The organism is uncultured Phyllobacterium sp. (assembly GCF_902479695.1).
GTDB classification, from domain to species: Bacteria; Pseudomonadota; Alphaproteobacteria; order Rhizobiales; family Rhizobiaceae; genus Phyllobacterium; species Phyllobacterium calauticae.
The window spans coordinates 23,422-48,605 of the sequence record NZ_CABSQF010000035.1 but is presented as its reverse complement, the minus strand read 5'-3'; the positions used below and the strand labels follow the sequence as shown (position 1 = coordinate 48,605).

The following is a 25,184-nucleotide window of genomic DNA, read 5'->3' as shown; positions in this document are numbered from 1 at the left end:
CCATGAGGGTATCCAGTGCTCTGCAGAATGCAGCCTCCCTCATGGTGAGCCTGTCGAACCACGCACAATGTTCCTGCAAAAAAACCCGCCGGGATTTTCATCCGCGGCGGGTTCATTGTTCATTCAATCCGAAGATCTGATTATTCCGGCTGACCGGCAGCGGCCTTGCGGGCCTTCTTGGCCTTGTACTTGTCGAAGCCGGAGGGATCGCCGGGCTTGCGCTCCTTGGGCTTCTTCACCTTTTCGGGCTTTTCCGCGGTCCAGCCTTCCGGCTTGGCCTTGGCGGGCTTGGCTGCCCAGTCGGCTTTCGGCTTGTCGTCACGCGGGTGGTCATCGCGGGCGCGGGGCGGCTTGCGGTCATCCCATTCGCGCTTTTCGCCAAAGCTTTTCTTCGGCTTGAAATCGCTGCGCGGGGAAGAGGATCCTGCGCCCTCGCTGCGGGTGATGTTCACACCCTTTTCGCCGGTGCCGTACTGCTTGATGCGGGCAAGAAACGCGTCGGCCTTGCTCGCCGTGATCTCGAAGCGGGTTTCGGTCTCGAGAATCTTGATCGAACCGACGTCGGTCTTGGTAATGTCGCCGGCCTTGCAGATCAGCGGCAGCAGCCAGCGCGGCTCGGCGCGCTGCTTGCGGCCGACGCTGAGCGAGAACCAGGCACCGCTCTCGAACTGTTCGAAACGGTCCGAACGCGGCGCGCGCTCGGGGCGGTCACCCCGGTCGCCACGGCCGGGCCGGTCATCATAGCTGCCCTTGCGGATCGGCTCGAGAACGTGGGCTGGTGTGTTTGACAGTTCCTCGGGTGCAGGACGCGCGGCCATCTGCTGGCGCAGATAGGCGGCGGCAATCTGCTCGGCGGAATGCAGGCCGAGAAGCTCGCGGACGTATTCGCCTTCCTCGTCGGTCATGACTTCGGTCAGCGACGGATCGTTGAGGATGCGGTCATGATTGCGCTTGTTGATGGCAGCGGCATCCGGCGGCGGCACCATCGTGGTGCTGAGCTTTGCCATCTGCAGCAGCCGTTCGGTCGAACGGCGGCGCGAGGCCGGCACGATCAGCACGCAGATGCCCTTGCGGCCCGCACGGCCGGTACGGCCACTGCGGTGCAGCAGCGTGTCCGGGTTGGTCGGCAGGTCGGCATGGATGACGAGATCGAGATTGGGCAGGTCGATGCCGCGTGCGGCCACGTCGGTGGCCACGCAAACGCGGGCACGGCCGTCGCGCATGGCCTGCAGCGCATTGGTGCGCTCGGCCTGGCTGAGTTCGCCGGAGAGCGAAACAACGGAAAAGCCGCGATTGGACAGGCGGCTGGTCAGATGCTTGACCGCTTCGCGCGTCGCACCGAACACGATAGTGTTCTGGGCATCGTAAAACAGCAGCGCATTGATGATCGCATTTTCGCGCTCACGCGGTGCCACCGGCATGATGTGATATTCAATATCGCTGTGCTGGGACTTTTCGCTGGTCGCGGTGATGCGCAGTGCATCGTTCTGGAACTGTTTTGCCAGCTGGGCAATCGGTTTCGGCACCGTGGCCGAGAACATCAGCGTGCGGCGTTCCTTCGGCGCTTCGCCAAGGATGAATTCGAGGTCTTCGCGAAAACCGAGGTCGAGCATTTCATCGGCTTCGTCGAGCACCACGGCGCGCAGCTCGGTCATGTCGAGCGAGCCGCGGGTGATGTGGTCGCGCAGACGGCCGGGCGTGCCGACAACGATATGGGCGCCGCCCTGCAATGCGCGGCGTTCCTTGGTCATGTCCATGCCGCCGACACAGGATGCGATGCGGGCGCCGGTCTTCTCGTAGAGCCATTCCAGCTCGCGGCGCACCTGCAGGGCAAGCTCGCGGGTCGGGGCAATCACCAGCGCATAGGGTGCGCCGATGGAGGTGAAGCGGTCTTCGCCTTCGAGCAGCGTCGGTGCGATGGCAATGCCGAACGCGACGGTCTTGCCGGAACCGGTCTGGGCGGAGACGAGAAGGTCCGCACCGTCCGCTTCCGGAGCAAGCACAGCTGTCTGCACCGGCGTCAGGGTCTCGTAACCACGGGCTGCCAATGCACCGGACAGCGCCGGGGCGATAGAATCGAAAATAGTCATTAATGAACTTTCAAGTACGTGTTTGGGCTGGTGTTTTCGGCTCGGCATATGTTGGGGCACGAGCGGCACGCATATAGCTTTGTTGCGCTCTCGTAGAGGTTATCGCTCATTTCGTCAATGGCAGGGCATGGGGAGCCGATGCAGGGGAGCCGTGCAAATTCGTTGTGGGTGGTGGTTCGACAAGCTCACCATGAGGGATGTGGAGGATTGCAGGGAGCCATATTCTGCAACATTTGCAATTGGCCTTGCAGTCAGACCACATCCCTCATGGTGAGCCTGTCGAACCACGCATATTACTGATGCCAGAAACCTCAGACAGCAAATCCGGCCCGTTTCAGGCGGACGATGGCCAGATCCAGCGCGGAGAGAAAGCTGGAGCGGTCCTTGGGCGAAAACGGCCGCGGGCCGCCGGTGATCTGGCCGGCCGAGCGCAGTTCGTCCATCAGGTTGCGCGTAGCCAGCGTGTTGCCGATGGAGGCCTCGGTGAAAGCGCGGCCGGTCGGCGAGATGGCGTCGGCCCCGGCCTTCACACAACGGCTGGCCAGCGGAATGTCGGCGGTCACCACCACATCGCCGCGCGATACCCGTTCGGCGATCCAGTCATCGGCCGCATCGAAACCGTCACTGACGATAACGCGTTCGATCATCGGATCGCGCGGAATGGTCATGAGGGAATTGGAAACAACGTAGACCTTGACGCCGTAGCGCTCGGCAACGCGGTAAATCTCGGCTTTCACCGGACAGGCGTCGGCGTCGACATAGATGGCGATGGTTTTCTGCTCGTTCATGCTCAACCGAAGATGTGGAGGGCGGCCAGGCCGACGGAGGCAGCCAGGCCGATGGCAAAGCCGATGGCGAGCGCCGCCACCAGAAAGCCGGTGCCAAGCCATGCGCCATCCTGTTCACCGAGGCCAATGCTGAGCAGGATGATGCTGAGCGCCGGCAACTGATTGATGAGCGGAACAGGCAGCACAACGATGAGCGCCATGACCAGCGCTGCAAGGCTGACGATCCGCTCCATGACGACCTGCGGCAGCAGCCAGTAGCGCGGGCGGGCCAGCCGTTCGAAACGGATGAGCAGCGGTTCAAGCTTGCCGACAAAACGGCGATAGGTTTCCGTGCGCAGGGATTTCTTCCGCAGGAAGGCCGGGAACCACGGATTTTCCAGGCCGATCAGCATCTGCAGCGAAAGAAGGATCAGGGGAATGCCGAAGATCGTCGAAGACCCCGGCGGCAGCGGCACCAGATTGAGTGCGGCAAAGAGGATCAGCAGCGCGCCGAAGCTGCGTTCGGAAAGTGCGGACAGGATATCGTCAAACGAAACCCTGTCCGCGTCTGTTTCACCGATCTTGACCAGAATGCTGGACAGACGCCGTTCCGCAGGGTCACCCAAGGGGTCCCAATGATACGGTTTTCCGTCAGCGTTCATTCATCTTCTCCATCGATGCAATTATGCTTTCGTCGTTGTCTCGGCGATAGAGGGTGTCGAGGCAGGTTTTGCATCTATCGTTAATTCGGGTTCCGGCACGTCGTTGCGTGTCTTCCAGAGCGAACTGAAAATGCCGGCGGCAAGGATGCCGAGCGTGATCGAGAGTGACCACATCGGCGGTATCTTTGCCAGCCCCAATGCGTCAGCCACGAAAATCTTTCCGCCAATGAATACCAGCACGAGAGACAGTGCATATTTCAGATAGACGAAGCGATGGATAAGGCTTGCAAGGGCGAAATACAGCGCACGCAGGCCAAGGATCGCAAAGATGTTCGAGGTGAAGACAATATAGGGATCGGTGGTGATGGCAAAAATCGCAGGGATGGAATCCACCGCGAAGATCACGTCCGCCAGTTCCACCATGACGAGTGCCAGGAGCAGCGGGGTAATCCATGTCTTCGACTTGCCCGTATGCGGGTCGGTGCGCCGGATCATGAATTTCTGCCCGTGCAGCTCGTCGGTGACGCGGAAACGCTTGCGCATGAACTTGAAGACCGGATTGGCCGAGACATCGAACTCGTCGTCGCCGGCCATGAGCATGCGGATGCCGGTGATGATCAGGAACGCGGCAAAGAGATAGAGAACCCACTCATATTGTTCGACAATAGCCGCACCCGCCGCGATCATGATGCCGCGAAGGATGACAACGCCGAGAATGCCGTAGACGAGCACGCGGTGCTGATATTGCTTGGGAATGGCGAAATAGCCGAAAATCATGGCGATGACGAAAATATTGTCCATCGCCAGGCTCTTCTCGACGACGAAGCCGGTGAGGTACTGCATGCCGGACTCGCTGCCCAGCTCCCACCAGATGAAGCCGCCGAAGGCGACGCCGAGACTGATGTAGAACGCCGAGAGCAAAAGGCTCTGGCGCATGCCTATATCGTGATTTTTTCGGTTGAGAACGCCCAGGTCGAGGACGAGAAGCACAAGAACAAGGGCAAAAAAGCCAAGCCACATCCATAGGGGCTTGCCCATGGCATCAACAAACAGAAGCTCCATGTGAAAAATGATCCGCCGGCATCGGTTCCAGATTACAGCTCCGACATCACGAGAGAGCCGGTAACTCTCGCCAGAGGGGCCCGGTGCTGCAATTCTGCCTGAATTGGGGAGCGGCAGGGGTCAATGCAAGGGTTTGAATAAAATAAATAATCCGCGGCCGCCGGATTGAACGGCGCTTGGCGCCCTTAGCGGGTCGGAACGGGGTTCTCGCCGCGATAGTCGTAGAAGCCGCGCCCGGCCTTGCGCCCCAGCCAGCCGGCTTCGACATATTTGACCAGCAGCGGGCAGGGGCGGTATTTCGAATCTGCGAGGCCGTCATGCAGCACCTGCATGATCGACAGGCAGGTGTCGAGGCCGATGAAATCGGCAAGCTGCAACGGGCCCATCGGGTGATTGGCGCCCAGTTTCATCGCCGTATCGATGGCTTCGACCGAGCCCACGCCCTCGTAGAGCACGTAGATGGCTTCGTTGATCATCGGCAGCAGGATGCGGTTGACGATGAAGGCCGGGAAATCTTCGGAGACCGTCAGCGTCTTGTCGAGGCTGGTAACGAATTCGCGCGCGATCTCGAACGTGACGTTTTCCGTGGCAATGCCGCGAATCAGTTCGACCAGCTTCATCACCGGAACGGGATTCATGAAGTGGATGCCGATGAAGCGCTCCGGCCGGTCCGTGGTGGCGGCAAGCCGCGTGATCGAAATGGAGGAGGTGTTGGTTGCGAGGATCGCTTCCGGATTGAGGTTGGGGCAGAGCTGGGCAAAAATCTTGCGCTTGACCGTCTCATCCTCTGTCGCGGCCTCGATGGCCAGATCGACACCGGCGAGGTCTTCAATGCGCAGGGCCGGACGGATGCGCGACATGCCCTTGACGCGCTCGGCTTCCTCGAGCTTGCCGTGGGAAACCTGCCGGGCCATGTTGCCGTTGACGGTGGCGATGGCCTTTTCCAGCTGGTCGGCGGACTGGTCATGGATCAAAACATCATATCCGGCCAGTGCACAGACGTGAGCGATTCCTCCGCCCATTTGTCCCGCGCCAACAATGCCTACAGTTTTGATCGAGCCAGCCATGTTTCCATCCGTTTCTTTTCTTTGTAGCACCAAACTAAATGGCCGGGGTAGCGTTCGTCTACCCCGGCCATGCAGATTCATTTCAATCTTGCGATGAAATTCAAAGCGCTTTTTCGAGTTCCGGCAGAATGACGAAAAGATCGCCGACCAGGCCGTAATCGGCGACCTGGAAAATCGGTGCTTCCTCGTCCTTGTTGATGGCAACGATGACCTTGGAGTCCTTCATGCCGGCCAGATGCTGGATCGCGCCCGAAATGCCGACGGCGATGTAGAGATCAGGCGCAACCACCTTGCCCGTCTGGCCGACCTGCCAGTCGTTCGGGGCGTAACCGGCATCGACGGCGGCGCGCGAGGCACCGACGGCCGCGCCGAGCTTGTCGGCCACGGGCAGGATGACTTCCTTGAACTTCTCGTTGGAGCCGAGGGCACGGCCGCCGGAGATGATGATCCTGGCCGAGGTCAGTTCCGGACGGTCGCCGCCGGAAAGCTTGGCTTCGATGAAGGTGGACAGGCCCGGATTGGCGGCAGCCGCAACAGTCTCGACCGGAGCCGAACCGCCTTCGCCGGCGGCCGCAAAGGTGGCGGTGCGCACGGTGATGACGCGCTTGGCATCGGTCGCCTGGACGGTCTGCAGGGCATTGCCCGCATAGATCGGACGCTTGAACGTATCGGGCGCGATGACCTCGATGACGTCCGAGATCTGCATGACGTCGAGCAGGGCGGCAACGCGCGGCAGGATGTTCTTGCCGTTGGTGGTTGCGGCAGCAATGATCGTGTCATAATTGCCGGCGATCGAAACGATCAGCGCCGCGGTGGCTTCCGCCAGGCGGTTGGCCAGATCGTCGCTGTCGGCCAGCAGGACCTTCTTGACACCGGCAAGCTTGGCGGCCTGATCGGCAACGCCCTTGGCGCCCTTGCCGGCAACCAGGACATGCACGTCGGAACCGATGGCGAGCGCCGCAGTCAATGCCTTGGCGGTCTGGTCGGAAAGGGTCTCGTTGTCGTGTTCGGCAAAAAGAAGAATAGCCATGGTAAATTCCTTTCCTGATCCTTAGAGAACGCCGGCTTCGTTCTTCAGCTTGCTGAGGAGCTCGGCAACGTCCTTGACCTTGACGCCTGCCTTGCGGCCGCCCGGCTCTTCGGTCTTCAGCACCTTGAGGCGCGGCTTGGTGTCGACGCCGTAATCGGCCGCGGTCTTTTCATCCAGCGGCTTCTTCTTCGCCTTCATGATGTTCGGCAGCGAAGCATAGCGCGGCTGGTTGAGGCGCAGGTCCGTCGTGACGATAGCCGGCAGCTTGATTTCGATGGTCTGCAGGCCGCCGTCGACTTCGCGGGTAACCTTGGCGGTATCGCTGCCGAGTTCGACCTTGGAGGCGAAGGTGCCCTGGCTCCAGCCTAGCAAAGCGGACAGCATCTGGCCGGTCTGGTTGGCATCGTCGTCGATGGCCTGCTTGCCGAGAATGACCAGCTGCGGCTGTTCGGCTTCGACAATGCCCTTGAGGATCTTGGCAACGGCAAGCGGCTCGACGATGTCGTCGACCTTGACCAGAATGCCGCGGTCGGCACCCATGGCAAGCGCGGTGCGGATGGTTTCCTGCGCCTGTGCAGGTCCGATGGAGACAACGACCACTTCCTCGACCTTGCCGGCCTCTTTCAGGCGCAGCGCTTCCTCGACCGCGATTTCGTCGAACGGGTTCATCGACATCTTCACGTTGGCAAGCTCAACGCCCGAACCGTCGCCCTTAACCCTGATCTTCACATTGTAATCGACTACCCGCTTTACCGGTACGAGGACTTTCATGGGGACTCCCTCTCATAAGAACTGCAGACAGATTTAACTGCCGGGCAATGGCACCCGCTTGCCGGATGCCGACATTGAGGTGAAAAAAACGACACATTAGTGGAACGAATTTGACATTCGCATCCCATTGGACATCACGCGAGAGATGCGAATGTCAAATTCACACGTTCCACTACAAGCATACATTTGGCCGTGGTCCTTTGATTCTGACATTTGCTTGAATGGCCTGTATCAAAGGGGTGCAAATGTCAGAATCGGACCGCGGCTGTGTCAGGATCGTGCGGGACCGTAAATATGACTAACGTAAAGGTCAATCATCCAGTTTGCTGTTATTGGGGCTTAAACGATTGAAACTTGCGGGATCAACGGCCCCACCGGGGTGAAGGCGGTTCGGGTGGCGTTTGCGGCGGCTGCTTGTCGACGATAACGGCGCGCGGCGAGACAATCGCCCGGTCAAACAGCGGCACGCTGCGGCGTTTGAACGGGATGAGGAGCAGGGCGCCGGCAATGATGCCGCCGACATGGCCGGACCAGGAAATGCGGTCTTCGCCATGGGTGACGAGCATCACGAACTGGAGCCCGATCCAGAGGACGAGCGGATAGAGCGCGGGGATGCGCAGGGGTATCCGGCCGAAAGCCAGCACCCAGACCCGCACACGCGGATGCAGCATCAGATAGGCGGTGATCACGCCGGCGATGGCGGCCGATGCCCCGATCAGCGGCCCCTCGGAAGACGGGTCGAGCGTACCGTGCAGGAAAGCGCCGGCGGCAGCGCAGAGCAGGTAGAAAATCAGGAACCTGATATGGCCCATGGCATCCTCGACATTGTCGCCGAAGACCCAGAGGAACAGCATGTTGCCGCCCAAGTGGAAGATATCGGCATGGAGGAAGGCATAGGTGACATAGGTGAAAGCGGGCGGCACGAAATCATATCGCGGCGGCAGCACCGTCATATGGTGCGCCACCGACGGGATATAGCCAAAGCCGATGGACGCGGTCTTTGAATCTGCCCCGGCGAGGCTCGTCAGGCCGAAGATGATGACATTGAGGGCAATCAGCGCCAGGGTGACATATTGCAGTTTGATGTATTTGAGGCTGTTGGCGTCGTAGAGTGGAATGAACATCGGCGCCGTTCCCCCGTTCAGCGGTTCTTACCGGGCACCCATAACACGTCCTTCGCGCCATTGTCATTGACGGCTCGTGCGGCGACGAAGAGAAAATCGGAAACGCGGTTGATGTATTTGAGCGCGGCTGGTGTGACGGCCTCATCAGGCCTTTGCGCCAGCGCCACCATGTGCCGTTCGGCACGCCTTGCCACCGTGCGCGCCAGATGCAAGGCAGCGGAGGCCGCCGATCCGCCCGGCAGGACGAAGGAGCGCAGCGGTGCCAGCTTTTCATTCAACAGATCGATATCCGCCTCGATGCGCGCGACCTGGGTGTCGATAATGCGCAACGGTTCGTATGCGAGCTTTTCCCCGGTATCGGGTGTAGCCAGATCGGCGCCGAGATCGAACAGATCGTTCTGGATGCGGGCGAGCATGGCGTCGATTTCCGGAAACTGCTCCGCCGTATGCAGCCGCGCCAGCCCCACGCAGGCATTGGCTTCATCGACCGTGCCATAGGCTTCGACGCGCAGGTCGTGCTTCAGGCGGCGCTCGCCGCTGCCGAGCCCGGTGGTGCCGTCATCGCCGGTCCTGGTGTAGATCCTGTTGAGCTTGACCATGGCCTGTCCCGCGGTCAGCTGGCGGCGCGGTGGAAGTAAATCGCGCCGACGATGAGAATGATCGCCACCAGCTGCAGGAAAATGCGCAGCTGCATCATCTTGTTGGAAAAGTTGGCATCGCCGCCCTTCATCATGTTGCGCAGACCGATCAGAAGCACGACGGTGACGGCGGCAATGGCAACGACTGCCAGAAACTTGAAGATGATATCCATGGTTTTTCCTTTTCAGGCCGGAGCGCTTTCAGGACTGGCCGGCAAGCATGCGGTATAGCGCACGCGACGACAGAAATCTGCGGGCAAGAACCGCAAATTTCGCGGGGCGCGTGACGAGATAATGCGGTTTGGGACGCGGATTTTCCAGCGCGTCCTTCAGCACGGCGTAGACCGCTTCCGGGCCAAGCTTGGAGCGGGACTTGGTGCCGCCCTGCGACAGGCGGGCAATCTGCTTCTGATAATCCGCGCGATGCACAGAGTTCTCGACATCGATGTATTTCTCGATCTGCTGCAGCGCATTGTAGGTGAAGCGCGAGGCAATCGGTCCCGGCTCGATCAGGGAGACATGGATGCCGGAGCCTTCAAGTTCCATGCGCTGGACCAGCATCAGGCCTTCCAGCGCGAATTTCGACGCGACATAGGCCCCGCGCCACTTCATCGGCACGAGCCCGAGAATCGACGAGCAATGCACGATTCGCCCATGGCCCTGACGGCGCATCACCGGGACGATGTGCCGGGTCAGCTCATGCCAGCCGAAGAAATTGGCATCGAACTGTTCGCGCAAGCCTTCGATGGGCAGGTCTTCCACGGCGCCCGGCAACGCATAGGCGCCATTGTTGTAAAGCGCATCGAGTGTGCCGCCGGTCGCGGCGAGCACATCGTCAACGAGCGCCCGGATGGAATCCGGTTCGCGATAATCGAGATAATGGGCTGAAAGGCCGTCGGCTTGAAGCGCTGCGATATCCTCGTTTCGCCGCGCCGTTGCAAAGACCTGCCAGCCATCCGCCTTGAGGGCGCGGGCACAATGGGCGCCGATGCCGCTGGAACATCCTGTGATCAAAATCGTTCTGGAACTGGTCATTCTTTTCCGATTGCTGCAAACCGAATGGTAAAATCAAAAAAAGACTTCACATATTCGCCCGCGCCTTGCAATGTCACGAGGGGCCGGACCCGCACTAAAGGGACAAACCATTTTCAATGCGTAGAGTATATGTTTTTCTCCGGCGGGTGACCTTCGACACATTGAGGCATTTCAGCACGGATGACGGCTGGGCTCTGGCAAGCCACGTGGCGCTGTCGGGTATTCTGGCGCTGTTTCCGTTTCTGATTTTCGCCACCTCGCTTGCCAGCTTTCTCGGCGCCAGCGCCTTTACCGATACGGCGGTGCATGTGGTGTTCGACACCTGGCCCGAGGTGATCGCCCGGCCGATTGCGCAGGAGGTGCGCAATGTTCTCAACGTCCAGCGCGGCGGGCTTCTGACCATCAGCGTGATCGCAGCCGCCTATTTTGCCTCCAACGGCATCGAAGCGCTGCGCATCGCACTCAACCGCGCCTACCGGGTGGTCGATACACGCTCGATCATCTATTGCCGCCTGCAAAGCTTGGGCTATGTGATCGTGGCCACCGTCGGCATCATGGCCATCAGCTTTCTCCTGGTGCTGGCGCCGCTGGCGGTGCGCATCGCCAGCAAATGGGTTCCCGAGCTTGACGTTCTGTCCGGCACCATCGGCTTCTGGCGTTACTGCATTGCTTCCGCCGTGCTGATCGTCGGGCTGCTGGTGGCGCATCTGTGGCTGCCGGCGGGGCGGCGCAAGCTCATCGATATCCTGCCGGGCATCCTCGTGACCCTGCTGGCGTGGATCGTCGGCGCATCGATTTTCGCGAGCTATCTCGAGACGTTCGCATCCTACGTGTCGACCTATGCGGGGCTGGCCTCGATCATGGCGGCAATCGTCTTCCTCTATATCATCGCCGCGATTTTCATCATCGGCGCCGAGGTCAATGCCGCCATCATCCACTATCGCGAGGGCAGGGTCGCCAAGCGCTTCTGACCCGTCGACAGTGCGACGCCGAGGGTTGCAACCACCATGCCGCACAGCTGGAACAGCGTCAGTGTTTCGCCGAAAAGCACATAGGCCATCAGGGCGGTCACGCCGGGTACCAGATAGAACAGCGAAGCGACCTTCGACACGGCGCCCTGATTGATCAGGACCATCAGCAGCAGCACCGCGCCGATCGACAGCACGAAGACCAGCCAGAACAGCGCGAAGCCGAGAGGCGCGGCCCAGATCACCGCGTGGGTTTCGAACAGCAGCGAAAAGATGCCGGTGAGCACGGCCGCGCCGAGATATTGCAGCGTCGTGCCCGCCTTCAGGTCGATGGTGCCGACAAAGCGTTTCTGCCAAACGGTTCCGGCACTGATGGCCAGCACCGAAAGGATCGACGCGCCGACGGTTGCCGGCGTGATGCCATCGGCGGAAATCGACAGTTTAGGCCAGAGCACCATGGCGACGCCGACAAAGCCGACCGCCAGCCCGGCCCAATGACGCGGCTGGATTTTCTCGCCGAGAACGGCCCCGGCAATCAGTGCCGTGATCAGCGGCTGCAGCCCGACCACCAGCGCCGACATGCCTGCGGGCAGGCCGCGGTGGATCGCCCAGAACACGGCGCCGAGATAGACGCCGTGGATCAGGCAGCCGGCGATGATCGCGTGCATGGCGCCGCGCCCGCTCGGCCAATGGTTGCCGGCCAGCACCACCCACGTGCCGAGAATGGCACCGGCAATAACAAACCGGATCGTCAGGAACAGGAACGGCTCCATGTAGGGCATGGCATAGCGGGCGCCGATGAAGCCGGTGGCCCACAGGAGGACGAACAGGGCGGGAAAATAACGGACGGGCATGATGGGGACCGGATCACGGGATGAGTTGTGATGCAGGTTTATACGAACGCCGGTCCTGCAGCCAGATGTTGTTTTAAGATCGCATTCGTGCGTGGTTCGACAAGCTCACCATGAGGGAGGGTGTGGATTGCAGGCAGTTATATTCTGTAACCATTGCGATTGGCATTGCAACCAAACCACATCCCTCATGGTGAGCTTGTCGAACCACGCACTGGCAATCCGGCCAGGCCGATGATGTCTTCCCGCGTCACCCCTGCCGCGCGCAAGGAGCGCAGCGAGGTATCCCTGCGGCTCTTGGACAGTTTCTGGCCGTCGTGATCGAGGATCAACCTGTGATGGTGATAGATCGGTGGTTGCAGTCCGAGGATGGTCTGCAGCAGGCGGTGGATGCCGGTGGCCTGGAATAGATCCCTGCCGCGCACCACATGACTGACGCCCTGCAGCGCATCGTCGATGACGACGGAGAGGTGATAGCTGGTCGGCATGTCCTTGCGGGCGATGATGACGTCGCCCCAATCCTGCGGCCGGGCTGCGATATCGGACCCGCCATCCGCCGTTTCATGCCAGAATAAAGGTTCCCCCACGTGCGCAAGCGCGCGGTCCATGTGGAGCCGCCATGAAAACGGCTGCCCGTCATCCATGCGCCGCTGGCGCTCCCGTTTGGAAATCGTTCGCTCGATTGCGGGATAAAGCGCCGCGCCGTCCGGATCGTGCGGCCATACCAGCCCCTTGGCCGTGGCTTTCTGCATTTCCCGTTTGATGTCGCCGCGGCTGAGGAAGGCGGGGTATACCAGGTCCATGCGGATGAGGCGGTCGAGCACATCCCGGTAGACGCCGAAATGCTCCGACTGGCGGCGCACTGGCGTTTCCCAGTCAAGTCCCAGCCAGTGCAGATCCGCCTGCATGGCGGCTTCGAGTTCGGGCGTGCAGCGCTCGCGGTCGATATCCTCCATGCGCAGCAGAAGCCGCCCGCCGGCCGCCTGCGCCATCTGCCGGTTGAGCAGGGCGGAATAGGCATGGCCGAGATGCAGGTGGCCATTGGGACTGGGAGCAAAGCGGAAAACCGGGACAGTCATGAACTGGGATTCTTGCGTGAGGACCTTGTCGATTGATACGGTGTTTGTTCCGAGATGAAAAGTGAACGGTTCCATGCGCAGAATAGACACGCTTGACGATGTTGCGGAAGGGCTGACGGCCCTCCTGGCGGCACACCCCGAACTGGCGGCGATTGCCGAGCGGGCAGGGCCGTTGCCGCTGCGGCGGCGGGCGCCGGGTTTCGAGAGCCTTGCCTCGGTCATCGTCTCGCAGCAGGTATCGAAGGCCAGTGCCGATTCGATCTGGAAGCGGCTGATCCAGCATGTCGATCCGCTGACCCCGGAAAACTACATCAGGGCGGGGGAGGAGGCCTGGCGCTTGGCGGGTCTTTCGCGCGCCAAGCAGGCGACGCTGGCCCGGATCAGCGAGGCGATCATGGCCGGAGAGCTTGATCTGTTCGACCTGTGCGACCGCCCCATCGACGAGGCCATGGCTGTGATGACCAATGTGAAGGGCATCGGGCCGTGGACGGCGGAAGTCTATCTCCTGTTTGCGGCCGGGCATGCGGATGTTTTCCCGTCCGGCGACGTTGCCCTGCAGCACGCCTATGCCCATGCCTATGCCGAATCAGTGAAACCTGATTCGAAATCCCTGCGTCTTTTGGCGGAGCGCTGGTCGCCGTGGAGGGGTGTCGCGGCCCGGCTTTTCTGGGCTTATTACGCCGCAACCCGTGGCCGGGATGGCACACCGGTTGGATGAAGTTGAAATAACGGGGTTTTTCGCAGCCTGCGATGCAATGGCGCTTCACATTCCTGTCACCTCGAGCTTACAATAATGGGGCCTGATGGTTGGACTGGGAGGTGATTCCTTGACAATAGCCGTCTCGCCGGACGGGTTACCGGCCCTGGTACTCAATGCGGACTACCGTCCGCTCAGTTATTATCCCTTGTCGCTGTGGTCCTGGCAGGACGCGATCAAGGCGGTCTTCCTTGACCGTGTGAATATCGTTGCCGAATACGAGTATGAGGTTTCCTCCCCCTCGTTCGCAATGCGGGTACCGAGCGTCGTTTCCCTCAAAACCTATATCAAGCCGTCGCGCACGCCTGCCTTTACGCGATTCAATGTTTTCCTGCGCGACCGGTTCGAATGCCAGTATTGCGGGTCGGAGGATGATCTGACCTTCGATCACGTGACGCCCCGTTGCGCCGGCGGTGCCACGATCTGGGAAAATGTCGTTGCAGCCTGTTCGCCCTGCAATCTGCGCAAGGGCGGCTTGATGCCGGACAAGGCCAAGATGTGGCCGCGGCAGAAGCCTTTTGCGCCGACTGTGCATGACCTGCACAATAATGGCCGGCTGTTCCCGCCGAACCATCTGCATGAAAGCTGGATGGATTATCTCTACTGGGATGTCGAACTGGAGCCATAGGACCCCAGTTCCATTGTATCCGGCAAAGGCGGCGTCAGGCCGCCTTTTTTGCACCGCGAAAGGCGATGAGCGCGAGGATCAGGCTGGCAATCGCATTCCAGCCGGCAAAGGACAGGCCAAGCACACGCAGGGCCGCCGTATCGCATGCGGGCGGATGGATCGCATTCATGTCATTCAGGAGGTTGCCGGCATTGGTGGTGATCGACATGCTGACCGCCGTGCAATCGGTCGGTCCCGGCCAGAACTTCCATTCGACACCGGAGTGGAACACCGCAAGGCCCAGCCCGATCAGCATCAGGATGCCGCCGAGCGCCAGAAGCGTGCGCGTGAGGGCCGCAGGCCAGCGAAGGGCCGCCGCAAGCACGGCGAGTGCCATCAGCGGAATGCCCGCATAGTAGGGAAAGCGCTGCTCAAGGCACAATTTGCAGGGGAGATAGCCGCCGATATACTGGAAGCCAAGCGCCGAGCCCACGGTGACGATCATGGCAAGGAGCAGGAAAACCGCTGTCTTGAGATGCGGCGAAGAGCGGGTCGTCGTCATGATGGGTCTGACATCCTCATTCAGATTGGATCGTTCAGGAGCTGTAATAGTGCAGTATGGCGTAAAGCAGGATTAGCACGGCCGCCGCCGCTGCCGCGATCAGGCCCAGGCGCTTTTCGATGAAATGGCGGATCGGCTCGCCGTAACGGCGCAAAAGCCAGGCGAGAAAGAAGAAGCGGGCGCCGCGCGTGATCACTGCGGAAACGATGAACAGCCAGATGTTGACATTGGCCGCGCCCGACAGGATCGTCACGATCTTCATCGGCGGCAAATGGGCAAGGCCGGATGTGATCAGCAGCAGGAGGATCATGTCGGCGCTGGTCGAGCCGCGCATCTGCTCGAAGGCGTCGAGCTTGCCGTAGAATTCGAGCACGGGCTTGGCCAGGGCTTCATAGGCATAATGGCCGAGAAACCATCCGGCGATACCGCCCAGCACCGAGAAGATCGTGGCAACAAGCGCGTAGCGGTAGGCGCGCTCAGGCCGTGCCAGCGCCATGGGCAGATAGAGCACGTCGGCAGGAACGACGAAGACCGAGCTTTCGACAAAGGCAATGAACGCCAGCCAGACCTCAGCCGATTTGCGCGCGGCCAGTGACATTGTCCAATCATAAAGTCTGCGCAGCATGGCGTGATTCCTGTGGGTGTCGGTTCGATAAAGCTGGCGATCCTTACCCCATGCCCGGGAAAAACGGAATCGTTTCTATGGAAATTGTGTGCGGTTGACGATCTGGCATGCTGCGGCCGGGCTTTCCGGGCTGCAAATCGGCTGTAGCGGGCGGTGTCAGCCTTCGCAACACACAGAGATGTTATCCCGCCAGAAAACGTTGGAATGGTGTTGACCGGCGTGGGGTCTGCCTGTATTTGGCTTTGACGGCTGTGGTTCGCCCGCGGCCGGTGCACATTGCGGCCCCCTTGGCGGAATTGGTAGACGCGCCTGACTCAAAATCAGGTTCCGAGAGGAGTGCTGGTTCGATTCCGGCAGGGGGCACCATCCCAAAAATCACGCATGGCTTTTACTGTCTTTTTTAGTGGTTTTTGTCCCACTTTTTTACCGCGTTTTTGAGTTGGACTTCTGGAAGCCTCGTTCTGCTCCAGTATAAGCTGCGCATCTGCTTTCCCACGAGTAAGGGGTGTTTGCCAAAATCCAATGAGGCAGGCAACCGAATTTCGATAGCAGACCATAAGTAGTCGTACGCATAGAAGGTTTGCGATTTCCGTGGTTATCTTGACTGGCTGCCTCATATTTCTTCATGCGGCCATTGCCTATTTCCTCCTATCAGTATTGATCCCTCAAAAATAGCGCATACGGCTGCTCCGGTTTTGTAGATTGACCGGAGCAGACGATAAGTCTCATAGCCGAAATCGCTGACGTGGCATGTCCGCGCCCCGCCGCTTCATCGACATAAATACAAAGTGAAGCGTCCCGGAATTGTTGCACCCGGCGGAATATGGTTAGTTCTGGAGGCGTCGACCAGACGTTGAACTTTGGCTCGGCGTGCCATTTTTGATTGCTTTTTGAATCAAGGGAGAACGCTGATGACACAGACTCCGACGATCATTCTCGTGCATGGATTTTGGGGTGGGGCCGCCCACTGGAGCAAAGTCATTGTAGAACTGAAGCGGCTTGGCCATACCTCGCTGAAAGCTGTTGAATTGCCATTGACGTCCCTGGCGGATGATGCCGAGCGCACCCGCAAGATGATCGCGCAGGAAAGCGGCCCGGTGCTGTTGGTGGGCCATTCCTATGGCGGGGCCGTCATCACGGAAGCCGGCAACCATCCGAATGTGGCGGGCCTGGTCTATATCGCCGCCTTTGCGCCCGATGCCGGTGAGAGTCCGGGCGGGATCACCCAGAAGAATCCGCCGCTCGGCGCCGCCAATCTCGCACCCGACAGCGACGGCTATCTCTGGGTAAAGCAGGACAAATTCCACGAAAGCTTCTGCCAGGACCTGACGGCGGATGAGGGCCTCGTCATGGGTGTAACCCAGAAGGCGCCGCTCGCCAGCACCTTCGGCAATGAAATCACCAATCCGGCATGGAAGTCGAAGCACAGCTGGTACCAGATTTCGAGTGACGACCACATGATCCATCCCGCCAATCAGGCTTGGATGTCCGGCCGTCTCGGGGCGAAGAAGGTGATCACGCTGAAGGCAAGCCACGCATCGCTGGCCTCGAAGCCGGTCGAGGTCGCGGCCCTCATCGATGAGGCTGCAACGTATCAATAGCCTGAACTGTCGCGCGTGCCAGCCTCCGCATCCCCGTCGGAATGCGGAGGCTTTTGCGTTCTATGCACGGCGCTTGCAACCCCTTATAATCGATGCAAGGACCAACCACATAAGCCTTGGCGTTCCGATCTGGCGGCCGTGCCGTGGCGCCGTCATTCCAGATCGTGTGCAGACGTGATCATGACGGGGTATTGCAATGCAATCTTTGGTGAATTTGAAGGTGACCTCGCCCGGTACGGGCGGCGGCACCTGGCCGGCTCAACGCAGTGAACTGCTCGACTGGCTGATGATCGAGACGCGCAATCAGCGCTTCATCGACAATATCCTGGTCGAGATGGGCGAACGGCTCGTGGATGCGGGCGTGCCCGTTGCCCGGATGTCGCTGCATCTGAGGATACAGCACCCGCAATGGCGCGGTGCCCGCATTCTGTGGAGGCGCGGTGCCGCCGAGGCGGAAATCCGTACATTCGAATACGGGGCCGAGCAGACTGCCGAATATCTGAACAGCCCGCTCAACGACATTTCCGAGGGGGCCGATGAAGTCCGGTTGCACTTTGACCAGGCCGGTGACACCGGGCAGGAATATTCGGTGGTGGGCGAACTGCGCGCCGAGGGGCTGACGGACTACGTGGCCTGGCCGCTGGAGCACACCCTTGGCAAGCGGCATGTGGTGACCTTCGCCACGGACCGGCCGGGCGGCTTCGGCGATGATCATATGGCTGTTCTGGCGGACCTGCTTCCCGCCCTGGCGCTGGTCAGCGAGATCCGGCTCAAGAACCGCTTCGCCCGCACGCTGCTCGAAACCTATGTCGGGCCGCATGCCAGCGAGCAGATTCTTGCCGGTGCCACCACCCGCGGCAGCGGCGTGACCGTCGGCGCGGCGATCCTGATCTGCGACCTGCGCGATTTCACCGCGATCTCGGACGCCTGGCCCCGCGACAATGTCATCGAATTGCTCAATGGCTATTTCGATGCGATGTCGGAGCCCATCGAAAAATATGGCGGGGAAATCCTCAAATTCATGGGCGATGGCCTGCTGGCAATCTTCCCGCTGAGCAATCCGAAGGCCTGTACTGATCTGCTGCATGCCATCGCCGAGGCGCAGGCGGCCATGACCGCGTTGAATGCCGACCATGTCAGGGAAGGGCGCAAGCCGCTGGGTTACGGCATCGGCGTTCACGTCGGGGATGTCATGTACGGCAATATAGGCTCGCGCAAGCGGCTGGATTTTACCGTCATCGGACCCGCCGTGAACATTGCCTCGCGCCTGGAAAGCCTGACCAAGCAGGTCAAACGCCCGGTTCTGCTGTCGAAAGCCTTTGTCGATTTGGCCGGGGTCGAATGCAACATGGAGAATCTGGGCTCCTATGCGCTCCGCGGCCTTGATGAACCCATTGATGTCTTTGCGTTCTCCGGCGATTGCCTTACTGTGGCAGAGATTCCAGCCTGATGTGGTGATTGGACAAACGAGGAGAATTCACATGGCCAATCCCCCGCGCCGGCCGGTAAACCCGATGGCAGCCGCCGAAGCACTGTTCAAGCCGGTTGCCAAGAAAATTGTTCTCCCTATGCGTGAGACATCGGCGGTGCCCCATGCCAAGGAGCTCGTTTCGATCCGGATCGATCGCGCCGTGCTGGAGCATTTCCAGGCGGATGGGCCCGGATGGCAGGATCGTATCAATGATGTCTTGCGGGCTGCCGTTCAAAAGAAGACCTGAAGCAGGCACGCGGTACGCGCCAAATTGCCAAACCGGATATGCCAAGGTGAGATGATGAATGACTTTTATATTGGCCAGAAGGTCGTTTGCATTGATGACAAATTCAAGAATGTCAGCATCGATCAGCTGATCCGCAAAGGCCAGATTTACACGGTGCGCTGGGTCGGCATGTACAAGCACTATGTCGATGGCGAGTTTGTCGGCATCAAGGTCGAGGAAATCCATCGCGGCAATGACGATGGCCCAGAGGGCTATGGCGCGGCCGACATGCCCTATCGCGCGACGCGCTTCCGTCCGCTGGTCAAGGACAAGATCGGTTCCCTGCGCAAGCTTCTGGCGCCCAAGCCGGATGCACCGGTCGAGCCGGAAAAGCCTGCGCCCGTGAAAAAGAAGGAAAAGGTGTAGGCCTTATGCAGGCCTGCATCATTTCCGGCCGGTCAGTCCACGCAACCGTTCGCGGACGATACGGGCAATGTTCTGGGTGCGCCGGTAGAGATGGATCTGCGAGGCGGCCTGGCGGGCCGCGCGATCCGATGCCGGGGTCAGGCCGATCACCAGCGTACCGATGCTTTCGCGCTCCTGAAACAGGCGGGATGCAACGGGATGATCGGGAACGGCGCAGGAATCCGTGCGATCGATGTTCGGATCGTCCAGGTGGTTCTTCAGCATCTCGATCATCAGGAGAACGCCGGGCGAATAGGCGGCAAGGTTTTCATCATAGGCCGTTTTCCAGGTCCATGCCTGTCCGGCCTCGACGAAGACCACCAGAACGGCAATCGTCCGGCCATCCAGCTCGAGCGTGTGGATGCGGGCGAGATCGCGGCCCGCGAGATTGTTGACGGCTTCGCGGGCGAATGCCGCGCGGAACCGGTCGACCGCCATGGCCGAGCCGCGCTGGCCTTTCCAGCCGCTGGCTTCCACCGCGAGGAAATCCTCGAGCCGCGCGCGGATATCGTCTTCCGTGCGGCTGACCGTATAGGTCAGCTTGCCCTGTTCCGCCAGACGCCGCCACAACCGCCTGTATTCCTTGGCGTGCCGTGTTCCCAGCGCTTCGCGCAGATAGGCGTCGCCCTCCTGCGTGCTTTCCAGAAATGGCCGCTCCACGGTGCCAATGGTGGTCGTGGGCAGGTTGCGATCAAGCGCGACCGAACGGAAAAGCTGGGCGACGGGACGGTTGAGGAGAAGATCGGGCAACACCAGAACTTCCGGAAACTTGAGATGTTTGCGCGCGAGCATATCGAAGAGGTCGTTGAGGACGCCGACGGGATCGTCGCGGTCAATCAGCGGGGTGCCCTGCGGCCCGAACGGCGTGGCCCAGGCCCGCAGGATCGATGCGGAAAAGGTAAAGCCGGGACGCTCGATCGTATAGGGCATCAGGAAGCGCAGGCGGCTCTTCACGTCATTCTCGTCGCGCACGACCATGAAGCGCACCTGACGGTCATCGAGGCGGGGCATGGCAGGCGCCAGGAAACGCGGATTGAAGAAGACGTTCGGTTCGATGGTCCGGTAGGCGAGGTGTTCCAGCTCCTCCGAAAGATCGAATCCGGCGGAAGCGGAATAGACGGACAATTTGCGCGGCACGCCGCGGCTTCCCAGGGTTTCCTCAATCTGCTTGGCCGCATCGCGCGATTCGAAGCCGGCCAGCTGCGAAATGATCTGCGAGGACGGGCCGCCGGCCAGTTCTTCGAGAAGCGGTATTGCAGCCATCAGATCTCTTCCTTGGCAGGATTCCTGCCGGCGAAAACAAACATTGTGATGTTGAGACGGTTGTAAACGGTCAACGCCAGAACAAGCGCTTCAAACACCATCGAGGCGGCCGTGGCGCAGGCTGCGCCTGCAAGGCCGTACCGTGGTATCATAAAAATGCTGAGACAAATATTAACGACCAGGGTAATCGCGTAAACGATGGCGCAGATTTTCTGCTTTCCCGCCATGTTCAAAAGACTTTCGGCCGGTCCGACCGAAGCGCGCGCCACCACGCCGATCACCATGATGAACAGCAGCGGATAACCTTCGGTGAACTGTGCACCGAAAAGCCACAGCAACGGCTCGCCCAGAACCAGCAGGACAATGGCCATGGCCAGCGACGGCCAGAACGTCCAGCGCGCCGTGTCCCGGGCAAACTGTTCGAGCCGGGTATGGTCGAAATTCTGCATCAACTCCGAGTAGCGCTGGGCCGCGCCCGCCTTCACCGAGAAGTAGACGAAATGCACCAGGGCAAGCAGCTTGACGGTGGCATAGTAGGTGGCGACCTTGTCGGGATCCATGTAGCGCCCGACCATCAGGACGTCGGCATTGGTCAAAAGAAAAAAGAACCCCTCGACCAGAAAGATCGGCAAGGACACGGCGAGCCAGTCGCGGAAATGGATAGCGCGGGGGCCGGGCGGCACGACGCCGCCGAAGCGCTTGCGCACGGCGAAGAACTGCAGAACCGATGTCGCATAGGTCGCAATAACGGCGGAGCCGAGAGCCGTCATGGCCGTCGGCGCCAGACCGCTGATATGGGCGATGCTCATGACCACGAGGGTCAGGACGGGACGGATGATATAGGTCGGGGTCAGGGCAACCAGCACCCATGAGCGCGAGCGCGCCGTTCCATCAAGCGTATCGCCAAGGGCAATCATGGGCAGGCATATCAGCCCGACGAGGAACGGCGCGATGTAGTAGGTCTCGATCAGGTCACGCAAGGCGTAGATGAGAACGGCACCGGCCAGGGCAATGCCGGTGGTCATACTGACCGCAAATGTCTTGCTGGTGAACAAAATCCCGCGCAAAAGGTCGTATTGCCTGCGCTCCAGATATTCCGGTACGAAGCGGATGACGGTGGTCTGGAAGCCGAGGCAGGACAGGTTTCCGAGGATGACGACCGTCACCCACACGAGAACGAAGATGCCGTATTCGAACGGGCCCATCCAGCGGGCAAAGATCACCTGGGAAATCAGGGCAATGCCCGCGCTGATCACGCGGACGAGGAAGGCAATCAGGGAGACGCGCTGGGCAACGGCGTGTTCGTTCGAGCCGTCAAGCAACTGATCCAGGCGCGATAACCAGGGACGAAGACGCAGTGACAGCTTTTCCGGTAAAAATCGGTCTGCAGTCGTTACCGCAGAAAATCGCACGCGCAGCTCCACCTGTTGGCATTCCAAGGAGATATAGTCCGTAAACGTTTAAAAAACGTTCGGCCAGACCGACAGTTGCAACGGGTTCGAAAAAAGCAGAAGGCCGCGTCGTTGGACGCGGCCTTCTGTGGGCGTGTCAGGCGAACGAGCCGTGACAATGCTTGTATTTTTTACCCGATCCGCAGGGGCAGGCCTCGTTGCGGCCGATCTTGCCCCAGGTCTTCGGATTGTTCGGATCGCGTTCCTCCGGGCTCACGACGCGCAGGTCTTCGAGCACGGCCGTATCGCCGAAATCATCCTCGCCGGTCAGGCCGTCAAAATGGTGAACTTCCATGGGCGGCAGTTCCGGCGACGGCGCTTCGGCGGCCTCGCGCACGATCTCGACGCGCATCAGCTGCGTCGTCACGTTCTGGCGAAGATTGGTCAGCATCGTCTGGAAGAGTTCAAAACCTTCTGTCTTGTACTCGTTGAGCGGATCGCGCTGCGCGTAGCCGCGGAAGCCGACGACCGAGCGCAGGTGGTCGAGATTGACCAGATGTTCGCGCCACAGCGCATCCATGGTCTGCAGGATGACCGATTTCTCGACATAGGCCATGATTTCCGGGCCGAAACGCTCGGCACGGTCGCCAGCAGCCTTTTCGACGGCTTCAAACAGCCGTTCGCGCAGGTCTTCCGGAGCAATATTGTCTTCGTTCGCCCAGTCGGTGATCGGCAGGTCGAGATTGAGGATGGTGCGGACATCCTCATCCAGCTGCTTCACGGTCCACTGTTCGGCATAGGCGCCTTCAGGGGCATGACGCTGGATCAGGTCATCGACCACGTCTTCGCGCATTTCCGCGGTGGTCTGGCTCAGATCCGTCCCGTCCATCAGTTCGAGACGCTGTTCGAAGATCACCTTGCGCTGATCATTCATCACGTCATCGTATTTCAGCAGGTTCTTGCGGATGTCAAAGTTGCGGGCTTCGACCTTCTTCTGCGCCTTTTCCAGGGCCTTGTTGATCCAGGGATGGACGATGGCCTCGTCTTCCTTCAGGCCCAGTTTCTGCAGCATGCCGTCCATGCGCTCGGAACCGAAAATGCGCATGAGGTCATCCTGCAGCGACAGGAAGAACTTTGACCGGCCCGGATCGCCCTGACGGCCGGAACGGCCGCGCAGCTGATTGTCGATACGGCGGCTTTCATGGCGCTCGGTGGCCAGCACGTAGAGACCGCCGGCGGCAAGAGCCTTCTCCTTCAGGCGGGCGATATCTTCGCGGATGGCGGCTTCCTTGGACTTGCGCTCTTCGCCCTCGGCCATATCCGCGAGCTCGTGCTTGACGCGCATCTCGAAATTGCCGCCGAGCTGAATGTCGGTACCGCGGCCAGCCATGTTGGTGGCAATGGTGATGGCGCCGGGGACACCGGCCTGGGCGACGATATAGGCTTCCTGCTCGTGATAGCGGGCGTTCAGGACCTGGAAGTCCTTGAAGCCTTCCTTGCGCAGGCGCTCGGCCAGCTGTTCCGATTTCTCGATCGACGTGGTGCCGACGAGAACCGGCTGGCCCTTGGCGCGCGCTTCGTGGATGTCGCGAACGATCGCCTTGTATTTTTCCTCGACCGTCCGGTAGACCTCGTCATCCTCGTCAATGCGCTTGACCGGATTGTTGGTCGGGATTTCCGTGACTTCCAGGCCGTAAATATTGCCGAATTCTTCCGCTTCCGTCGATGCCGTACCGGTCATGCCGGCCAGCTTGTTGTACATGCGGAAGTAGTTCTGGAAGGTGATCGAGGCCAGGGTCTGGTTTTCCGGCTGGATCGTCACATGTTCCTTGGCTTCCAGTGCCTGGTGCAGGCCTTCCGAGAAACGGCGGCCCGGCATCATGCGGCCGGTGAACTCGTCGATGATGACGATTTCGTCGTTGCGGACGATATAGTCCTTGTCGCGCTGGAACAGCTTGTGGGCGCGCAGGGCATTGTTGACGTGATGGACCACGGCAACGTTCTCGATGTCGTAGAGACCTTCGCCCTTCAGATGGCCGGCGGCCTTCAAAAGGTTTTCCAGCTTTTCCGTGCCTTCTTCGGTGAAGATCGCGGTCTTCTGCTTCTCGTCGATTTCGTAGTCGACCGGCTCAAGCGGCAGAATGAATGTGTCGATGAGATTGTAGAAATCCGAGCGGTCATCGAGCGGACCGGAAATGATCAGCGGCGTGCGGGCTTCGTCGACAAGAATCGAATCCACTTCGTCGACGATCGCGTAGTTGTGACCGCGCTGCACCATCTGCGCGCGCTCATATTTCATGTTGTCGCGCAGATAGTCGAAGCCGAGTTCGTTGTTGGTGGCGTAGGTGATGTCGGCGGCGTAGGCGGTGCTGCGCTCTTCGTCATCAAGGCCATGCACGATGATGCCGTAGCTGAGCCCGAGGAAGTTGTAGAGCTGGCCCATCCACTGCGCGTCGCGGCTGGCGAGATAGTCGTTGACCGTGACGACGTGAACGCCCTTGCCTTCCAGCGCATTGAGGTAGACCGGCAGGGTCGCCACCAGCGTCTTGCCTTCACCGGTGCGCATTTCCGAGATGCCGCCGCCGTGCAGGACCATGCCGCCGATGAGCTGCACGTCGAAGGGGCGCATGCCGAGAACACGCTTGGCCGCTTCACGCACAACGGCAAAGGCCGGCACGAGCAGATCGTCAAGCTTGGTTCCGCTGGCAAGGCTTGCACGGAATTCCACCGTCTTTGCCTTCAATTCCTCGTCAGTGAGTGACGACATTTCAGCTTCGAGCGCATTGATCTGTTCAACGCGCGGCTTGAAGCCTTTGACACGGCGCTCATTGGAAGAGCCGAAAATCTTGCGGGCGAGGCCGCCGAAACTGACCATCCCTGGTCCTCTCTTGTTCGTTTCGCTAGGAAAACCTAGCTTTTAGGGTCCGAAGCCGGGCATGGAGAATGCCTGATACAATACGGACACTGAGTCAAATGTATAAGCCTATCTGTTGCCAAGCTATCTGGACGCAAAGCCGATGGACAGATAAGAGGGGGCTCGAATGATGTCAATGTTGAAGCAGCACGCAGTTG

At 60.2% G+C, this 25,184-nt stretch carries 25 protein-coding genes and 1 tRNA gene; 8 read left to right on the top strand and 18 right to left on the bottom strand.

Translation table 11 applies throughout. From position 1 onward, the window contains the following. Window positions 1-140: 140 nt before the first annotated feature. The 11 genes from RDL77_RS18710 to RDL77_RS18660 all read right to left on the bottom strand — a co-directional run bounded on the left by RDL77_RS18710 (window position 141) and on the right by RDL77_RS18660 (window position 10,246). Entirely contained in the window at window positions 141-2,090 is a 1,950-nt protein-coding gene (locus tag RDL77_RS18710) for a DEAD/DEAH box helicase (RefSeq protein WP_288194195.1), read from the bottom strand. 311 nt (window positions 2,091-2,401) lie between these two features. After that, the gene (locus tag RDL77_RS18705) at window positions 2,402-2,878 is read right to left on the bottom strand and encodes a YaiI/YqxD family protein (protein ID WP_223613543.1); all 477 of its coding nucleotides are present in this window, start codon (window positions 2,876-2,878) and stop codon (window positions 2,402-2,404) included. A 2-nt stretch (window positions 2,879-2,880) separates the two neighbouring features. Next, the gene (locus RDL77_RS18700) at window positions 2,881-3,519 is read right to left on the bottom strand and encodes an exopolysaccharide biosynthesis protein (RefSeq protein WP_223613542.1); all 639 of its coding nucleotides are present in this window, start codon (window positions 3,517-3,519) and stop codon (window positions 2,881-2,883) included. 21 nt (window positions 3,520-3,540) lie between these two features. Beyond that, complete coding sequence (locus RDL77_RS18695; RefSeq protein WP_223613541.1) at window positions 3,541-4,581, bottom strand: TerC family protein; 1,041 nt, start codon at window positions 4,579-4,581, stop codon at window positions 3,541-3,543. 185 nt (window positions 4,582-4,766) lie between these two features. Next, window positions 4,767-5,648 (bottom strand): 3-hydroxybutyryl-CoA dehydrogenase, encoded by an 882-nt coding sequence (locus RDL77_RS18690; protein ID WP_223613540.1) that lies wholly within the window; start codon window positions 5,646-5,648, stop codon window positions 4,767-4,769. Between the two features lie 100 nt (window positions 5,649-5,748). Continuing rightward, window positions 5,749-6,678, bottom strand: coding sequence for an electron transfer flavoprotein subunit alpha/FixB family protein (locus RDL77_RS18685; RefSeq protein ID WP_288194193.1), 930 nt, complete (start codon window positions 6,676-6,678; stop codon window positions 5,749-5,751). 21 nt (window positions 6,679-6,699) lie between these two features. Further along, window positions 6,700-7,449, bottom strand: a complete 750-nt coding sequence (locus tag RDL77_RS18680) for an electron transfer flavoprotein subunit beta/FixA family protein (RefSeq protein ID WP_288194192.1) — start codon at window positions 7,447-7,449, stop codon at window positions 6,700-6,702. Between the two features lie 362 nt (window positions 7,450-7,811). Further along, window positions 7,812-8,573 (bottom strand): rhomboid family intramembrane serine protease, encoded by a 762-nt coding sequence (locus RDL77_RS18675; RefSeq protein WP_223613537.1) that lies wholly within the window; start codon window positions 8,571-8,573, stop codon window positions 7,812-7,814. Window positions 8,574-8,590: 17 nt separating this feature from the next. Further along, on the bottom strand, window positions 8,591-9,172 hold the full coding sequence (locus RDL77_RS18670; RefSeq protein ID WP_288194191.1) for a cob(I)yrinic acid a,c-diamide adenosyltransferase: 582 nt from the start codon (window positions 9,170-9,172) through the stop codon (window positions 8,591-8,593). 14 nt (window positions 9,173-9,186) lie between these two features. Then, entirely contained in the window at window positions 9,187-9,384 is a 198-nt protein-coding gene (locus RDL77_RS18665) for a twin transmembrane helix small protein (RefSeq protein WP_105734544.1), read from the bottom strand. Window positions 9,385-9,412: 28 nt separating this feature from the next. Beyond that, the gene (locus tag RDL77_RS18660; RefSeq protein ID WP_288194189.1) at window positions 9,413-10,246 is read right to left on the bottom strand and encodes an SDR family oxidoreductase; all 834 of its coding nucleotides are present in this window, start codon (window positions 10,244-10,246) and stop codon (window positions 9,413-9,415) included. Window positions 10,247-10,362: 116 nt separating this feature from the next. Between RDL77_RS18660 and RDL77_RS18655 the strand changes: the two genes are divergently transcribed. Next, the gene (locus RDL77_RS18655; protein WP_223613534.1) at window positions 10,363-11,217 is read left to right on the top strand and encodes a YihY/virulence factor BrkB family protein; all 855 of its coding nucleotides are present in this window, start codon (window positions 10,363-10,365) and stop codon (window positions 11,215-11,217) included. Here RDL77_RS18655 and RDL77_RS18650 read toward each other — a convergent pair. Further along, window positions 11,184-12,068 carry a DMT family transporter gene (locus RDL77_RS18650; protein WP_288194188.1) on the bottom strand — a complete coding sequence of 295 codons (885 nt, stop codon included), beginning with the start codon at window positions 12,066-12,068 and terminating at the stop codon, window positions 11,184-11,186. The genes RDL77_RS18655 and RDL77_RS18650 overlap by 34 nt on opposite strands. A 185-nt stretch (window positions 12,069-12,253) precedes the next feature. Beyond that, window positions 12,254-13,144, bottom strand: a complete 891-nt coding sequence (gene gluQRS, locus RDL77_RS18645) for a tRNA glutamyl-Q(34) synthetase GluQRS (protein ID WP_288194187.1) — start codon at window positions 13,142-13,144, stop codon at window positions 12,254-12,256. A gap of 73 nt (window positions 13,145-13,217) precedes the next feature. On the opposite strand from gluQRS, the gene RDL77_RS18640 reads away from it, so the two are divergent. Next, complete coding sequence (locus RDL77_RS18640) at window positions 13,218-13,862, top strand: DNA-3-methyladenine glycosylase (protein WP_288194186.1); 645 nt, start codon at window positions 13,218-13,220, stop codon at window positions 13,860-13,862. A gap of 109 nt (window positions 13,863-13,971) precedes the next feature. Further along, window positions 13,972-14,529, top strand: a complete 558-nt coding sequence (locus RDL77_RS18635; RefSeq protein ID WP_223613530.1) for an HNH endonuclease — start codon at window positions 13,972-13,974, stop codon at window positions 14,527-14,529. A gap of 34 nt (window positions 14,530-14,563) precedes the next feature. Here RDL77_RS18635 and RDL77_RS18630 read toward each other — a convergent pair whose 3' ends face one another. Further along, a complete protein-coding gene (locus tag RDL77_RS18630; protein ID WP_288194183.1) occupies window positions 14,564-15,070 on the bottom strand; it encodes a disulfide bond formation protein B in 507 nt (168 codons plus the stop codon). A gap of 34 nt (window positions 15,071-15,104) precedes the next feature. After that, entirely contained in the window at window positions 15,105-15,695 is a 591-nt protein-coding gene (locus RDL77_RS18625) for a YqaA family protein (protein ID WP_105734551.1), read from the bottom strand. Window positions 15,696-15,976: 281 nt separating this feature from the next. On the opposite strand from RDL77_RS18625, the gene RDL77_RS18620 reads away from it, so the two are divergent. The 5 genes from RDL77_RS18620 (at window position 15,977) to RDL77_RS18600 (ending at window position 19,419) form a co-directional block, all read left to right on the top strand. Further along, window positions 15,977-16,061: transfer RNA gene (locus tag RDL77_RS18620), tRNA-Leu, on the top strand. 545 nt (window positions 16,062-16,606) lie between these two features. Beyond that, entirely contained in the window at window positions 16,607-17,296 is a 690-nt protein-coding gene (locus RDL77_RS18615; protein WP_288194181.1) for an alpha/beta hydrolase, read from the top strand. Window positions 17,297-17,492: 196 nt separating this feature from the next. Continuing rightward, the gene (locus tag RDL77_RS18610) at window positions 17,493-18,746 is read left to right on the top strand and encodes an adenylate/guanylate cyclase domain-containing protein (protein WP_223613526.1); all 1,254 of its coding nucleotides are present in this window, start codon (window positions 17,493-17,495) and stop codon (window positions 18,744-18,746) included. A gap of 31 nt (window positions 18,747-18,777) precedes the next feature. Continuing rightward, window positions 18,778-19,014: a BrnA antitoxin family protein gene (locus RDL77_RS18605; protein ID WP_223613525.1), complete on the top strand. Its 237-nt coding sequence runs from the start codon at window positions 18,778-18,780 to the stop codon at window positions 19,012-19,014. Window positions 19,015-19,065: 51 nt separating this feature from the next. Continuing rightward, window positions 19,066-19,419: a CAP-Gly domain protein gene (locus tag RDL77_RS18600; protein WP_105734556.1), complete on the top strand. Its 354-nt coding sequence runs from the start codon at window positions 19,066-19,068 to the stop codon at window positions 19,417-19,419. A gap of 18 nt (window positions 19,420-19,437) precedes the next feature. Here RDL77_RS18600 and bspF read toward each other — a convergent pair whose 3' ends face one another. From bspF to secA, 3 genes are all read right to left on the bottom strand, one after another. Then, entirely contained in the window at window positions 19,438-20,721 is a 1,284-nt protein-coding gene (gene bspF / locus RDL77_RS18595) for a type IV secretion system effector crotonyl transferase BspF (protein ID WP_223613524.1), read from the bottom strand. Next, window positions 20,721-22,133 carry a lipopolysaccharide biosynthesis protein gene (locus RDL77_RS18590; protein WP_288194179.1) on the bottom strand — a complete coding sequence of 471 codons (1,413 nt, stop codon included), beginning with the start codon at window positions 22,131-22,133 and terminating at the stop codon, window positions 20,721-20,723. Before RDL77_RS18590 ends, bspF begins: the two co-directional genes overlap by 1 nt. 136 nt (window positions 22,134-22,269) lie before the next feature. After that, window positions 22,270-24,987, bottom strand: a complete 2,718-nt coding sequence (secA, locus tag RDL77_RS18585; protein WP_288194177.1) for a preprotein translocase subunit SecA — start codon at window positions 24,985-24,987, stop codon at window positions 22,270-22,272. Window positions 24,988-25,184: the final 197 nt, after the last annotated feature.